The following is a 14,992-nucleotide window of genomic DNA, read 5'->3' as shown; positions in this document are numbered from 1 at the left end:
CGCCTCAGGCCAGCTTGACCAGCTGCTTGCCGAAGTTGCGGCCCTTGAGCAGGCCCAGGAACGCCTCGGGCGCGGCGTCGAGGCCTTGCGCGACGGTTTCGCGCGGGCGCAGCTTGCCGGTGGCCACCAGCGTGCCGAGTTCCTTCAGCGCCTCCGGCCACACCTCCATGTGCTCGCTGACGATGAAGCCCTCGACGCGCATCCGGTTGGTCAGGATCAGCTGCGGATACGCCATCGGGATCGGCTCGCCGTTGTAGCCGGCGATCATCCCGCACATGGCGATGCGCGAGAACGCGTTGGCCTGCAGCATCACGGCGTCGAGCACCAGGCCGCCGACGTTCTCGAAGTAGCCGTCGATGCCGTTCGGGCACGCTTCCTTCAGCGCCTGCGCGAGCGAGCGCGCGTCCTTGTGCTGGCGGTAGTCGATGCAGGCATCGAAGCCGAGTTCGTCGGTCACGTACTTGCACTTGTCCGGCCCGCCCGCGACGCCGATGGCCCGCGCGCCGCGTTGCTTGGCCAGCACGCCCACGGCGCTGCCGACCGCGCCGCTGGCGGCGCTGACCACGATGGTCTGGCCTTCCTTCGGCTCGATGATCTTCACCAGCCCGTACCAGGCCGTGACACCGGGCATGCCGACCGCGCCGAGGTACTGCGAGATGGGCACGTGGGTGGTGTCCAGCTTGCGCAGCATGCCGGCCTGGTTGCCGTCGACGACGCTGTACTCCTGCCAGCCGCCCATGCCCTGCACCTTGTCGCCCACCGCGAACTTCGGGTTGCGGCTCTCGACGACCTCGCCGACCGTGCCGCCCTGCATCACCTGCCCGAGCGGCTGCGGCTGCGCGTAGCTCTTGCCCTCGTTCATGCGGCCGCGCATGTACGGGTCCAGGCTCAGGTAGTGGTGGCGCACCAGCACCTGGCCGTCCTGCAGCGCCGGCGTTTCCGACGTCACGAGCTTGAAGTTGCTGGCCGTCGCTTCGCCCTTGGGGCGGTTGTCCAGCAGGACCTGGCGGTTCGTCGGCATGGTCGTCTCCTCAGTCGGTCGAGATCACGTTCAGCGGCTGCGTGCCCTTGGCGCCGATCGGCAGCCGCGGCACGTACTTGAAGGTGCCGGTGGCATGCGCGCAGGCACGGCCGGCACTGTCGTAGATGGTGGCTTCGGTGAAGGCCATCGTGGCCGTGCGGTGCATCAGCCGGCCCTTCCCGGTCAGCAGGCCGCGGCACGGCTGCATGAACTGCGTCTTCATCTCGATGGTGACGACGCCCATCTCGCGCTCGAGGCTGCGCGCGGCCACCGCCATGGTGACGTCCATCAGCGTCATGACGGCGCCGCCGTGCGTGACGGAAAACGAGTTCAGGTGCTCGGGCCTGGCCTCGTAGGCGAGCTGCGACTCGCCGCCTTCCATCTTCTCCAGGCGAAAGCCCAGGTGCTCGACGAAGGGGATGCGGACCCCGAAGGTGTTCTGGTCCATGCGAGATCAGCCGCCGGTGATGATCGAGACGCCGCCGTCGACGGCGAGCCATTGGCCGGTGATGTGCTTGCCGGCGTCGCTGGCGTACAGCAGGCACAGGCCTTTCAGGTCCTCGTCGTCGCCCAGCCGGCGCAACGGCGCGTGTGCTGCCAGCTTGTCCTCGCCGAGTCGCTCCAGCGTGCCCTTGGTCATCCTGCTCGGGAAGAAGCCGGGGCAGATCGCGTTGACCGTGATGTTGTACTTCCCCCATTCGGCGCCCAGCGCGCGGGTGAAGTTGACGACCGCGCCCTTGGACGTGTTGTAGGCGATGGTCTGCATGTCCGGCGGGTTGCCGCCCAGGCCGGCGATCGAGGCGACGTTGATGATGCGGCCCGACTGGCGCGGGATCATCGAGGCCTTGGCGACGTGCTGGCTCAGGATGAAGTAGCCGCGGATGTTGAGGTTCATCACCTTGTCCCAGGCCTCCACCGGGTGGTCTTCGGCCGGTGCACCCCACGCCGCGCCGGCGTTGTTCACCAGGATATCGATGTGGCCCATGCGCTGCAGCGTTTCGTCGGCCAGCCGGCGGATGTCCTCTTCCTTCGACGCATCGGCGGCGATCCAGCGCGCGTCGATGCCCGCCGCCTGCAGGTCGGCCGCGGCTTCCTCGAGGTCGCCGGCCTTGCGCGAGCTGAGCATGATCTTCGCGCCGGCTTCGCCGAGCGCCTGCGCCAGCTGCAACCCGAGCCCGCGCGAGCCACCCGTGACGAGCGCCGTCTTGCCCTCGAGGTTGAACAGTTGCTGGACGGTGCGTGTCATCGCGTGCTTCCTTCTTCTGGTGGTTTCGATTGTGCGCCGGGTGCCGTGTCCTCGCGGAGGCGCGAACGCACGACGATCAGCACGATGCCCGCGACGGCGGCGATGCCGCCGAGCGTGCCGAGCGACCAGCCCGCGACGAGATGCTCGTCGTGCGTGGCGATGCCCAGCACGACGGCGAACAGGCCGCCATAGATGAGCGCCCACGCGGTGGCGTCGAGGCGGGCCAGCGTCCGTGCCGACGCCATGTCAGAAGGCCTCTTCGGGCGTGTCCGCGCACGTCGGGTCGCGGGTTTCCACGACCTTCAGCCAGGCCGGCACCTTGGGCAGTTCGTAATGGAAGAAGTAGCGCGCCGCCTGCACGCGCCCGACCTGCGCCGGCGTGCGGCCCCGGTCCGGCACCGTCAGAAGCACGTCCAGCCAGATCCAGGCGATCACCACATGGCCGAACGCCTGCATGTACGGCACCGCATTGGCCAGCGCCGCCTGCGGGTCGCCGGTCGCCCAGGCCGCCTTCGTCGCGGCGCCGACGTGCTGCAGCGCCTTGGCCAGATCGTTCGCGTGCTGCGCGAGGTCGGGCCGCTGCAGCGCGGATTCCAACGTGCGGTTGATGCGCCCCGCCACCAGCTGCAGGCCCTTGCCGCCTTCCATCACCACCTTGCGCCCGAGCAGGTCGGCGGCCTGGATGCCGTGCGTGCCCTCGTGGATCATGTTCAGGCGGTTGTCGCGCCAGTACTGCTCCACCGGGAAGTCGCGCGTGTAGCCGTAGCCGCCGTGCACCTGGATGGCGAGCGAATTGGCTTCCAGGCAGAACTCGCTGGGCCAGCTCTTGGCGATGGGCGTCAGCACTTCGAGGAGGAGGCGCGCTTCCTCCGCGTCCTCCGGCGTGCCGGTCTTCTGCTCGTCGACCAGCAGCGCGCAATACAGCATCAGCGCCAGCGCGCCTTCGCCGTACGCCTTCTGTGCCAGCAGCATGCGCTTGACGTCGGGGTGTTCGATGATGCGCACCTGCGGCTTCGCTGCATCCTTGCCCGCCGGGCCGATGGGGCGGCCCTGAGGTCGGTTCTTGGCGTAGTCGAGCGACGCGTAGTAGCCCGCGAGACCGAGCGCAGTGGCGGCCATCCCGATGCCGATGCGCGCCTCGTTCATCATGTGGAACATGCAGCGCAGGCCTTCGTGCGGCTTGCCCACCAGGTAGCCGATGGCGCCCGCACTCCCGCGCACCGGGGACTTGCCCTCGCCGAAATTCAGCAGCGTGTTGGTCGTGCCGCGCCAGCCCAGCTTGTGGTTCAGGCCCGCGAGCGCAACGTCGTTGCGTTCACCCGTGAGCTGGCCGTCGGTGCCCACCAGGCGCTTGGGCACGATGAACAAGGAGATGCCGCGCGTGCCGGGAATCAGCTTGCCGTCCGGCCCGGGAATCTTCGCCAGCACGAGGTGGATGATGTTCTCGGCCAGCTCGTTCTCGCCGGCCGAGATCCACATCTTGTTGCCCTTGAGCCGGTAACGCGCGCCGAGCGGATCGCGCTCGAAGTCGTCGCCATCCGGCGTCGCACGCGTCGTGATGTCCGAGAGCGAGGAACCGGCCTGCGGCTCCGACAGGCACATCGTGCCGGTGAAGCGGCCGGCGAACTCGTTGCGTGCGAACACCTCCTTCTGCATTTCGGTGCCGTGCACCATCAGCAGGTTGGCGTTGCCCTTGGTGAGCAGGCTGGAGCCGATGCTGACCGACGCCGTGGCGAAGAAGCCGTTGGCCGCCGCCTCGATGGTGTACGGCAGCTGCATGCCGCCTTCGTCGTAGTCCTGCGCGGCGCTGACCATGCCCGAGGCGACGTACGCCTCGTGCGCGTCGTGCGTCGCCTGCGGCAGCACGACCTTCAGCCCGCCCTGCCCGTCGTCGACCGCCTGCGGTTCCTGCGTGTCCACCAGCCGGTTGAACGGCGCGTACTTCTCCCGCGCAATCCGCTCGCAGGTGTCCAGCACCGCGTCGAAGGTCTCGCGGCTGTGGTCGGCGAAGCGCGCGTGCGACGTGAGCCGCTCGGCCTTCAGCCAGTCGTAGAGGAGGAAGTCGAGCGTTGCGCGCAATGAAGACATGAAATCCAACTCCCTAACGCAGAGTTCGCGGAGCAAGCGCAGAGGACGCAGAAAGGAAAGGAGCTTCCAAGTGTTCCTTCTGCGAACTCTGCGCTCGCTCCGCGTCCTTTGCGTTCGGGTGTCCGCCTTCAGAGGACTTCGAACACGCCCGCCGCCCCCATCCCGCCACCGATGCACATGGTGACGACGACGCGCCTGGCGCCGCGGCGCTTGCCTTCGATCAGGGCGTGGCCCGTCAGGCGCTGGCCGGAGACACCATAGGGGTGGCCCACCGCGATCGCGCCGCCGTTGACGTTCAGGCGGTCGGCCGGGATGCCCAGCTTGTCGCGGCAGTACAGCACCTGCACCGCGAACGCTTCGTTCAGCTCCCACAGGTCGATGTCCTCGACCTTCAGGCCCAGCTTCTTCAGCACCTTGGGCACGGCAAACACCGGGCCGATGCCCATCTCGTCGGGCTCGCAACCTGCCACCGCGAATCCGAGGAAGCGGCCGATCGGCTTGAGGCCCTTCTTGCTCGCGTACTCCTCGCTGGTCACGACGCACGCACCGGCGCCGTCGGAGAACTGGCTGGCGTTGCCCGCCGTGATCACGCCACCGGGCAGCGCGGGCCGGATGCCGCTGATGCCTTCCTTCGTCGTGCCGGGGCGCAGGCCTTCGTCGGCGCTGACGGTGACTTCCTTGGTGCGCAGGCCCAGCACGGCGTCGGCGACGCCGGCCTTGACCGTGATGGGTGCGATCTCGTCGTTGAACTTGCCGGCCTCCTGCGCCGCGCAGGCCTTCTGCTGGCTCGCCGCGCCGTACTCGTCCATCGTGTCGCGCGAGATGTTGTAGCGCTTGGCCACCTGTTCGGCGGTCTGCAGCATCGACCAGTAGATCTCGGGCTTCTTCTGGTTCAGGTCCAGGTCGCGCAGCATGTGCATGTTCATTTCCTGCTGCACGCAGGAGATGCTCTCGACGCCGCCGGCGACGTAGACGTCGCCCTCGCCGGCGATCACGCGCTGCGACGCCATGGCGATGGTCTGCAGGCCGGACGAGCAGAAGCGGTTGACGGTGGCGCCCGACACGGTGATCGGCAGGTCGGCCATCAGCGCGATCTGGCGCGCGATGTTGGAACCGGTGGCGCCTTCGGGGTTGGCGCAGCCCATCAGGACGTCCTCGATGGCGCCCGGCTCGACGCCGGCGCGCTGCACGGCGTGCTTGACGGCATGGCCGCCGAGCGTCGCGCCGTGCGTCATGTTGAACGCGCCCTTCCAGCTCTTGGTCAGCGGCGTGCGGGCGGTGGAGACGATGACGGCATTGGTCATGGTGGGCCTTTCAGGGGGCGGGTGAATTCAGGTTGGACAGGAGCAGGTGGTAGAAGCGCACGTGCTCGGCGAGGTTCTTCGTGCCGATGCGTTCGTCGATGCCGTGCAGCCGAGGCAGGTCCTCGGGCGTGACGCGCACGGGCGCGAAACGGTAGACCTGGTCGGCGACGGACACGTAGTGGTGCGAATCGGTGCCTTGCAGCACCAGCGACGGCGAGACGAGGACGCCCGGGAACTGCGCGCGCAGCGTGCGGGCGATCAGCTGGTAGCCGGGTGCGTCGGCGCGCGACAGCGGGGACGGCTCGGACGCGCCGGGCAGCACGCTTACCTGCACGCCTTCGCCCGCCTTCGCCTTCACGTGCTGCACGGCGGTGTCGATGCTCTCACCGGGCAGCAGGCGGAAGTTGACGGTGGCCGAGGCCTGGCCCGGCAGCACGTTGTCCTTGTTGCCGCCATCGACGATGGTCATCGCCGTCGTCGTGCGGATCAGCGCATTGGTCGACTTGCCCTTCTCGAGCGAACGGCGCACCAGCGGCTCGGTGAGCCACAGGTTGGACAGCACGATGCGCTGCACGCCGCCGAACTCCGGCGCGAGCGTCTCGAACATTTCGCGCGCCACGCCGCTGATCGATGCCGGCCGCTGTTCATGCTCCAGCCGATGCAGCGCAGTCGCGATCTGGCCGATCGCGGTGGTGCCTACGGCGGGCGGCATGGACGAATGACCGGGCGTGCCGCTGGCCTGCAGCACGACGCTGGCATAGCCCTTCTCGGCCAGGCCGATCAGTGCGACCGGCTTGTCGATGCCGGGCAGCACGCCTTGCGTGATCGCCGAGCCCTCGTCCAGCACGAACTCGAACCGCAGCTTGCGGTCCTGGAAGGTCTTGAGCAGGTTCACGGCGCCGCGCAGGCCAGTGACTTCCTCGTCGTGGCCGAACGCGAACATGACGGTCTGGCGCGGCTGGAAGCCGGTGGCCAGCAGCATCTCGACGGCTTCGAGCTGCGCGATGACGCGGGCCTTGTCGTCCCACGCACCGCGGCCCCACACGAAGCCGTCGCGGATCTCGCCCGCGAACGGCTGCGCGGTCCACTTCGATTCCGTGCCCGGCGAGATGGGCACCACGTCCTGGTGCGCCATCAGCAGCACCGGCTGAGCGCGCGAGTCCGTGCCTTGCCAGGTGTAGAGCAGGCTGTAGCCGCCGATCGTCTCGACCTTCAGCTTCTCGTGCACGCGCGGAAAGCGCTCGCGCAGGTACGCATGCAGCTTGCGAAACTCCTCGGCGTTGGCCTCGGCGTCCTCGCGGCTGGCGATGGTCTTGAAGCGTACCGCGCCCGCGAGCTTGTCCGCGACCGCCTTCTCGTCGATGGCGAGCGGCGCGGCGGCCCCGACGTCCAGCTGGCGCGAGCCGTGGCGCAGCGTGTTCACCGCCAGGACGGCGATGAGAAGGAGCAGCAGGGCTGCGACGGCGAGGAAGAAGCGACGGAGCATGGGTGCAGCGGATCTGGATCCCGGCTTTCGCCGAGATGACAACTCAGGGCCGTTCAGCCATTGAACCCCTTGCCCTCGGCAACCAGCTTCTTGATCAGCGGCGCCGGCTCCCAGAACTTGGCGTCGTCGCGCGGGTTCTGCTGGAAGCGCTTCATCGCCTGCATCACGTTGAACAGGCCGACGGTGTCGGCGTACAGCATCGGGCCGCCGCGGTGGAGGGGGAAGCCGTAGCCGGTCAGGTACACCATGTCGATGTCGCTGGCGCGCGAGGCGATGCCCTCCTCCACGATGTGCGCGCCCTCGTTGACGAGCGCGAACACCAGGCGCTGCACGATCTCCTCGTCGGTGATCTTGCGTGGCTCGATGCCCAGCGTCCTGCGGTGCTCGGCGATCATGTCCTCCACCAGCTTGGACGGGATCGCGTCGCGCTTGCCGGCCTGGTAGTCGTACCAGCCCGCGCCGGTCTTCTGGCCGAAGCGGCCCAGCTCGCACAGCTTGTCGGCCGTCTTGCTGTACTTCATCTCGGTGCGCTCGGTGGCGCGCCGCTTGCGGATCGCCCAGCCGATGTCGTTGCCCGCCAGGTCGCCCATGCGGAACGGCCCCATCGCGAAGCCGAACTTCTCGATGGCCTTGTCCACCTGTTGCGGGGTGGCGCCTTCATCGAGCAGGAAGCCGGCCTGGCGGCTGTACTGCTCGATCATTCGGTTGCCGATGAAGCCGTCGCAGACGCCCGACACGACGGCCGTCTTCCTGATGGTCTTGGCCAGCGCCATCACGGTGGCGAGCACGTCCTTGGCGGTCTTGTCGCCGCGCACCACTTCCAGCAGCTTCATCACGTTGGCCGGGCTGAAGAAGTGCAGGCCGACCACGTCCTGCGGACGCTTGGTGAACGCGGCGATCCTGTTGACGTCCAGCGTCGAGGTGTTGGACGCGAGGATCGCGCCCGGCTTCATCACCTGGTCGAGCGTCTCGAACACCTTCTGCTTGACGCCCATCTCCTCGAACACGGCCTCGATCACCAGGTCGGCCTGCGCCAGGTCCTTGTAGTCGAGCGTGGTCTTGAGCAGCGACATGCGCTGCTCGTACTTGTCCTGCTTGAGCTTGCCCTTCTTGACCTGGCCCTCGTAGTTCTTGCGCATCGTCGCGATGCCGCGGTCGATGGCTTCCTGCTTCATCTCGAGGATGGTCACCGGGATGCCGGCGTTCAGGAAGTTCATCGAGATGCCGCCACCCATGGTGCCGGCGCCGATGACGGCCACCGACTTGATCTCGCGCTTGGGCGTGTCCTCGGGAACGTCCGGCACCTTCGACGCGGCGCGCTCGGCCATGAAGATGTGGCGCAGCGCGCGGCTCTCCGGCGTGAGCATCAGCGCCATGAAGATCTCGCGCTCGAACACCAGGCCCTCGTCGAACTTCTTCTTCGTCGAGGCCTCGACCGCGTCCACGCACTTGACCGGCGCGGGGAAGTTCTTCGCCATCCCCTTGACCATGTTGCGCGCGAACTGGAAGTACGCGTCGCCCTGCGGGTGCTTGCTGGGCAGGTCGCGCACGCGCGGCAGCGGGCGCTTGCCGGCGACCTCACGCGCGAAGGCGATCGCCTCGTCGACGACGCCCGCGGCGTCCTTGGCCATCTTGTCGAACAGCTTCTGGCCGGGCTGCTGCGCGAGCAGTTCGCTCTTCACCGGCTCGCCCGAGACGATCATGTTCAGTGCCGTTTCCACGCCCAGCACGCGCGGCAGGCGCATCGTGCCGCCGGCGCCGGGGATCAGGCCCAGCTTCACTTCGGGCAGCGCCACGTTGGTGCCGGGCGCGGCGATGCGGTAGTGGCAGCCGAGGGCGAGCTCCAGGCCGCCGCCCATGCACACCGAGTGCACGGCCGCGACGACGGGCTTGACCGAATTCTCGACCGCCAGGATCACCGACAGCAGGTTGGGCTCGGCGATCGCCTTGGGCGAGCCGAACTCCTTGATGTCCGCGCCGCCCGAGAAGGCCTTGCCCGCGCCGGTGATGACGATCGCCTTGACCGCCGGATCGGCGTTGGCCTGCTCGAGCCCGGACGCGATGCCCTGGCGGGTCGCGAGGCCGAGGCCGTTGACCGGCGGGTTGTCCATCGTGATCACGGCCACGTCGCCGTGCACCTTGTATTGAGCCGTCATGGTCGGTGCTCCTGGATGTGAAAAAGAACGGTCGTTCGCTTGCTTGCGGGCGATTCTAGGAAAGGCTTGCTGCGCTGCAAAAGGAAGCTGTCCCAAGTGGGACAGCGACGGGATCCGTTGCGCGAGCCGAGCGCGCAGGGTACCGCCTAAACCGCCGGGAGCGAGCTCTGCCGCAGAGCAGGTTCGGCATGGCGGCCGTGGCTCACACTTCGAGCCACTCCTTGCGGGTGTAGGCGTCGGCGCGCAGCGAGTCCGGCGTGCCCTGGAACACGATGCTGCCGTGTCCCATCACGAGCGCGCGGTCGGAGATGGCCATCGCGATCGTGAGCTTCTGCTCGATCAGCAGCACCGACACGCCCTTGTCCTTCAGGCGCTGCAGGTACTCGGCCACCAGTTCGACGATCTTGGGAGCGAGGCCCTCGGTGGGTTCGTCGATGATGATCAGGTCCGGGTCGCCCATCAGGGTGCGGCACAGCGTGAGCATCTGCTGCTCGCCGCCGGACAGCACGCCGGCTTCGGTGTGCTGCCGCTCCTTCAGGCGCGGGAACATCGTGTACATGTCCTCGAACGACCAGCGGCCCTTCTGGCCCGAGCGCTTCTCGCCCAGCTGCAGGTTCTGGTGCACCGTGAGCTTGGGGAAGATGTCGCGGTTCTCCGGCACGTAGCCGATGCCCAGGTGGGCGATCTCGTACGGCTTCTTGCCCAGCGACTGCTGTCCCTTCCACTGCACGCTGCCCGTGCAGTCGACCATGCCCATGATGGCCTTGGCCGTGGTCGACCGCCCCGAGCCGTTGCGGCCCAGCAGCGCGACGATCTCGCCCGGGTTCACGTCGAAGTGCACCCCGTGCAGGACGTGGCTCTTGCCGTAGAAGGCGTGGAGGTTCTCGACTTTCAGCATGTCAATGCGTCCCCACCTGGGCGTCGGCGACATGGGAGCCCAGATAGGCTTCCTGCACCTTCGCATTGGCGCGCACCTTCTCGGGCGTGTCGAAGGCGATCACCTCCCCGTAGACGACCACCGCGATCTTGTCGGCCAGGCCGAAGACCACGCCCATGTCGTGCTCCACGGTCAGCAGGGTCTTGCCGACGGTCACTTCCTTGATCAGGTCGATGAAGCGCTTGGTCTCGCTCTTGCTCATGCCCGCGGTCGGTTCGTCCAGCAGAATCACGCCCGCGCCGCCGGCGATGGTGATGCCGATCTCCAGCGCGCGCTGCTCGGCGTACGTGAGGTTCATCGCCAGCACGTCGCGCTTCCGGTCCAGGCGGATCATGTGCAGCAGTTCCTCGGCGCGATCGTTGGCGTCGTCCAGGTCCGCGAGGAACTTGAGGAACGTGTACCGGTAGCCCAGGCTCCACAGCACGCCGCAGCGCAGGTTCTCGAACACCGACAGCTTGGGGAAGATGTTGGTGATCTGGAAGCTGCGCGACAGGCCCAGCCGGTTGATCTCGAACGGCTTCTTGCCGTTGATGCGCTGGCCGTGCAACAGCACCTCGCCGCTGGTGGGCTCGAAGCGTCCGGACACCAGGTTGAAAAGCGTCGACTTGCCGGCGCCGTTGGGGCCGATCACCGCCACGCGCTCGCCGGGGCGCACCGCCAGGTTGGCGCCGCGGATGATCTCGGTCTTGCCGAAGCTCTTGCGCAGGTCGCGCAGCTCCAGAGCGAAACCGTTGGCGCCCACGCTGCCCCCCGAGGGGGCCCTCGCGCCTTCGGGCGGCCGTGCGGCGCTCACGCTCGTCGGGGCGGTCATGCCAGGGCCTCCCGGCGCTTGATCTCTTTCTCGATGTCGGACTGGATCTCGCCCCACTGGCGCTTGAACGCGCGGCGCGAAAGCTCGAACAGGCCGATGCCGGTGAGCAGCACGAAGGCGCAGCCGAACCAGCTGTCCACCGAGTGCGCATTCAGCGTCGTGCCCAGGAACTTCAGTTCCGGACCCAGCGCCGGGTTCAGCTTGATGTGGTAGACCATCTCGATCATGCCGGCCGCGCCCAGCAGCGCGAGGAACGCGGTGGCCGCGAGCGCCAGGTAGCTGACCCACAGCTCGCGCAGGCGGCCGAAGGACGCCACGCGGAGGTTCATCATGATCAGGCTGGCGATGCCGCCGGGCGCGTACATCACCATGAACAGGAACACCAGGCCCAGGTACAGCAACCAGGCTTTGGTGACCTCCGACAGCAGCACGAAGGCCAGCACCATCAGCACGCCGCCGATGATCGGGCCGAAGAAGAAGGTGGCGCCGCCGAGGAACGTGAACAGCAGGTAGGCGCCCGAGCGGTAGCCGCTGACGACTTCCGAGGTGACGATCTCGAAGTTGAGCGCCGCCAGGCCGCCGGAGATGCCGGCGAAGAAGGCCGCGATGATGAAGGCGATGTAGCGCACCTTCTGCGTGTCGTAGCCGACGAACTCCACCCGCTCGGGGTTGTCGCGCACCGCGTTGAGCATGCGGCCCAGCGGCGTGCGCGTGAAGGCGAACATCAGTCCCGTGCACACGAAGGTGTAGATGGCGATCAGGTAGTACAGCTGGATCTGCGGGCCGAAGGTGATGCCGAACGGCTTCGGGCCGGCGACGCGGTTGCCGCTGACGCCGCCTTCGCCGCCGAAGAACTCGGGGAACATCAGCGACATCGCGAACACCAGTTCGCCGACGCCCAGCGTGATCATCGCGAACGGCGTCGCGGCCTTCTTCGTCGTCACCCAGCCGAGGAGGACGGCGAAGAACATGCCGGCGAGCCCGCCGATGATGGGCAGCAGGCTGACGGGGATCGGCCACTGGCCCTTGGACACCAGGTTCAGCGCGTGGATCGCGAAGAACGAGCCCAGGCCCGAATACACGGCATGGCCGAAGCTGAGCATGCCGCCCTGCCCCAGCAGCATGTTGTACGAGAGGCAGACGATGATCGCGATGCCCATCTGGCTGAGCATCGTGTGGGCCAGCGAGCTGGTCCACACCATCGGCGCGACGCCCAGGATGATGGCGAACAGGCTCCAGAGGATCCAGCGGCCGATGTTGAGCGGGCGGAACTCGTAGTAGCCGTGGCCGCGGTGCGCGGGGATCGGCGCCGCGGTGGCGCCGGGCACGGGCATCGGCACGCCGGTGCGCGAGTTCTCGCGCGCGGTGTCCGGGGTCTGCGTGTCGGTCAGGGAACTCATCGCATCAACCTTCGCGGGTACCCAGCAGGCCCTTGGGACGGAACACCAGGATCAGCACGAGGAACAGGTACGGCAGGATCGGCGCGATCTGGCTGATCTTCAGCTTCCACAGCGCGTAGCCGAAGGTGTCCGGGCCGACCTCCATGCCGATCGTGGACAGCGTCGAGACCAGCGAGGTGTCGATGCCGACGGCGAAGGTCTGGATGACGCCGATCAGCAGCGACGCGACGAACGCCCCGGCCAGCGACCCCATGCCGCCGACCACGACGACGACGAAGATGACGGAGCCGACCGCGCCCGCCATGCCCGGCTCGGTGACGAACGCGTTGCCGCCGATCACCCCGGCCAGCGCCGCGAGCGCGCAGCCGCCGCCGAAGACCAGCATGAACACGCGCGGCACGTTGTGGCCCAGCGCCTCCACCGTCTCCGGGTGCGTGAGCGCGGCCTGGATGACGAGCCCTATGCGGGTGCGCGTCAACAGCAGCCAGATGACCACCAGCATCAGCAGCGCCACCAGCATCATGAAGCCGCGGTACATCGGGAACTGGGTGCCGTACAGCGTGAACAGCGGGCCGGACAGCAGCGCCGGCACGCGGTAGTCCACCGAGCTGGTGCCCCACACCAGCTGCACCATCTCCAGGATGATGAAGGACAGGCCGAACGTGATCAGCAGTTCGGCCACGTGGCCGTACTTGTGCACGCGCCGCAGGCACAGCCGCTCGAACAGCGCGCCGAGCACGCCCACGAGCAGCGGCGCCAGGATGAGCGCGGGGAAGTAGCCCGCGAACTGCGCAACGGTGAACGCGAAGTACGCGCCCAGCATGTAGAAGCTCGCGTGCGCGAAGTTGAGCACGCCCATCATGCTGAAGATCAGCGTGAGGCCGGAACTCAGCATGAACAGCAGCAGCCCGTAGCTGATGCCGTTCAGCAGCTGGATGGTGAAGAATTCCACGTCAGGGGCTAGGGACTAGGTGCTAGGGGCTGGGAATGCGGGGGCAGACAAGGCTAGGGGCTAGCAAGACCTCTTCCCCTGGTCCCTAGCCCCTAGTCCCTAGCCCCTGCGGACCGGCGCGGCGCGCCGCGCAGTGGCGCTCAGGCGCCGCTCGGCCGCTTCATCTGGCAGCTGGTCGGCGTGCTGGACACGTACGGGTCGAACTGCTTGATCGGCACGAACGTGTAGCCGGTGTTCTCGACGCTGTACTCACCCTTCTTGGCCTTCTGCCACTTGGTGATGAACATCGACTGCTGCAGCTGGTGGTCGGACGCGCGCATCGTCACGTCGCCGGCGAAGCTCTTGACCTGCATGCCTTCCAGCGCCTTGGCCACCTTCGACGGTTCGGTGGAACCCGCCTTGGCCATCGCGGCGTTCAGCAGGCCGATGCCGTTGTAGGTGGCGTAGGTGTAGTAGTCGTCGTTGAACTTCTTGTGGAAGTCCGCGCCCATCTTGCCGAGCTCGCCCGTGTGGTTGGCATGGCCGTAGGCCACCACGTACACCTCGCTGTCGCCGCCCGCGGCCAGCGCGGTGGGCGTGCCGGTGACGCCGGCGTAGTAGGTGTACATCGGGATCTTCAGGCCGGCGTCGTTCATCGCCTTGACCAGCAGCGTGAGGTCCTGGCCCCAGTTGCCGGTGACGATGGCGTCGGCGCCCGACTGCTTGATCTTCGCCACGTAGGGCGAGAAGTCCTTGACCTGGCCGATCGGGTGCAGGTCCTCGCCGGCGATCTGCACGTCCGGGCGCTTGCGCTTCATCCCGTCCTTGAAGTACTTGGCGACCTGGTGGCCGTGCGAGTAGTTCTGGTTGAGCAGGTAGACCTTCTTGACCTGGGGCTGGTCCTTCATGAAGGTGGTCAGCGCCTCCATCTTCATGGAGGTGTCGGCGTCCAGGCGGAAGTGCCAGTAGTCGCACTTCTCGTTGGTCATCGCGGGATCGACGGCCGCGTAGTTCAGGTAGATCAGTTCCTTGCCGGGATTGCGCTCGTTGTACTTGGACACGGCGTCCAGGATCGCGAGGCCGGCGCCCGAGCCGTTGCCCTGCACCACGTAGCGGAAGCCCTGGTCGGTGGCGGCCTTGAGCGTGTTCAGGCTCTCCTGCGGCGAGCCCTTGTTGTCGAAGCCGACGACCTCGAACTTCACGCCGGACGGCGCGCGGTTGCCCAGCTGCTCGGCGGCGAACTGCCAGCTCTTGAGCTGGTTCTGGCCCACGTTGGCGAAGGGACCCGACAGCGGGTCCATGAAGGCGATGCGCACGGTCTGGCCGGAGAGCGGGCCGCCCTTGGCGGGTGTCGAGGCGGCGGCAGGAGCGGCGGCGGTGGCGGCCTTCGCCGCGGGCGCCGCCGGCTTGGCGGCGGGGGCCGGCTTGGCGGGTGCGGCCTGGGCGAACGCGTAACCAGCGCCGGCGACGGCCAGCACGGCGGCCACGGTGACATGCCTCAACGCAAACATGATCGTCTCCTTGTAGGTCTAAAGTGGGGTGCGATGCGCGCAGGGTAGCGGCTTTTGTGCAGTGCACCGTCAGGGAATGCCCGTAAGCAAACGGGCCCCCT

General features: G+C 67.6%; 13 protein-coding genes and 1 pseudogene. All 14 read right to left on the bottom strand.

The window, feature by feature from the left end; translation table 11 throughout:
- Positions 1-4: 4 nt before the first annotated feature.
- Positions 5-1,021 (bottom strand): NADP-dependent oxidoreductase, encoded by a 1,017-nt coding sequence (locus I8E28_RS12310; protein WP_200788349.1) that lies wholly within the window; start codon positions 1,019-1,021, stop codon positions 5-7.
- Between the two features lie 10 nt (positions 1,022-1,031).
- Positions 1,032-1,469 carry a PaaI family thioesterase gene (locus tag I8E28_RS12305; RefSeq protein ID WP_200788348.1) on the bottom strand — a complete coding sequence of 146 codons (438 nt, stop codon included), beginning with the start codon at positions 1,467-1,469 and terminating at the stop codon, positions 1,032-1,034.
- 6 nt (positions 1,470-1,475) lie between these two features.
- Positions 1,476-2,267: an SDR family oxidoreductase gene (locus I8E28_RS12300; RefSeq protein ID WP_200788347.1), complete on the bottom strand. Its 792-nt coding sequence runs from the start codon at positions 2,265-2,267 to the stop codon at positions 1,476-1,478.
- Positions 2,264-2,512, bottom strand: a complete 249-nt coding sequence (locus I8E28_RS12295) for a hypothetical protein (RefSeq protein WP_200788346.1) — start codon at positions 2,510-2,512, stop codon at positions 2,264-2,266. Before I8E28_RS12295 ends, I8E28_RS12300 begins: the two co-directional genes overlap by 4 nt.
- A 1-nt stretch (position 2,513) precedes the next feature.
- Positions 2,514-4,355 carry an acyl-CoA dehydrogenase gene (locus tag I8E28_RS12290; RefSeq protein ID WP_200788345.1) on the bottom strand — a complete coding sequence of 614 codons (1,842 nt, stop codon included), beginning with the start codon at positions 4,353-4,355 and terminating at the stop codon, positions 2,514-2,516.
- 128 nt (positions 4,356-4,483) lie between these two features.
- Positions 4,484-5,659, bottom strand: coding sequence for an acetyl-CoA C-acyltransferase (locus tag I8E28_RS12285; RefSeq protein ID WP_200788344.1), 1,176 nt, complete (start codon positions 5,657-5,659; stop codon positions 4,484-4,486).
- Between the two features lie 10 nt (positions 5,660-5,669).
- Complete coding sequence (locus I8E28_RS12280) at positions 5,670-7,145, bottom strand: M20 family peptidase (RefSeq protein WP_200788343.1); 1,476 nt, start codon at positions 7,143-7,145, stop codon at positions 5,670-5,672.
- A 53-nt stretch (positions 7,146-7,198) separates the two neighbouring features.
- The gene (locus I8E28_RS12275; RefSeq protein ID WP_200788342.1) at positions 7,199-9,301 is read right to left on the bottom strand and encodes a 3-hydroxyacyl-CoA dehydrogenase NAD-binding domain-containing protein; all 2,103 of its coding nucleotides are present in this window, start codon (positions 9,299-9,301) and stop codon (positions 7,199-7,201) included.
- Positions 9,302-9,503: 202 nt separating this feature from the next.
- A complete protein-coding gene (locus I8E28_RS12270) occupies positions 9,504-10,199 on the bottom strand; it encodes an ABC transporter ATP-binding protein (RefSeq protein WP_200788341.1) in 696 nt (231 codons plus the stop codon).
- Position 10,200: 1 nt separating this feature from the next.
- Positions 10,201-10,356 carry an ABC transporter ATP-binding protein C-terminal domain-containing protein gene (locus I8E28_RS21035; protein WP_476748493.1) on the bottom strand — a complete coding sequence of 52 codons (156 nt, stop codon included), beginning with the start codon at positions 10,354-10,356 and terminating at the stop codon, positions 10,201-10,203.
- Between the two features lie 147 nt (positions 10,357-10,503).
- Positions 10,504-10,902: pseudogene (locus I8E28_RS21030) on the bottom strand (ATP-binding cassette domain-containing protein); the annotation flags it as partial.
- Positions 10,903-11,045: 143 nt separating this feature from the next.
- On the bottom strand, positions 11,046-12,383 hold the full coding sequence (locus I8E28_RS12260) for a branched-chain amino acid ABC transporter permease (protein WP_200790386.1): 1,338 nt from the start codon (positions 12,381-12,383) through the stop codon (positions 11,046-11,048).
- 70 nt (positions 12,384-12,453) lie between these two features.
- Complete coding sequence (locus tag I8E28_RS12255) at positions 12,454-13,344, bottom strand: branched-chain amino acid ABC transporter permease (protein WP_239027408.1); 891 nt, start codon at positions 13,342-13,344, stop codon at positions 12,454-12,456.
- Between the two features lie 197 nt (positions 13,345-13,541).
- Positions 13,542-14,891, bottom strand: a complete 1,350-nt coding sequence (locus tag I8E28_RS12250; RefSeq protein WP_200788338.1) for a branched-chain amino acid ABC transporter substrate-binding protein — start codon at positions 14,889-14,891, stop codon at positions 13,542-13,544.
- Positions 14,892-14,992 lie beyond the last annotated feature (101 nt).

Source organism: Ramlibacter algicola (assembly GCF_016641735.1).
GTDB lineage: Bacteria > Pseudomonadota > Gammaproteobacteria > Burkholderiales > Burkholderiaceae_C > Ramlibacter > Ramlibacter algicola.
This window is presented reverse-complemented; position numbering and strand designations above follow the sequence as displayed.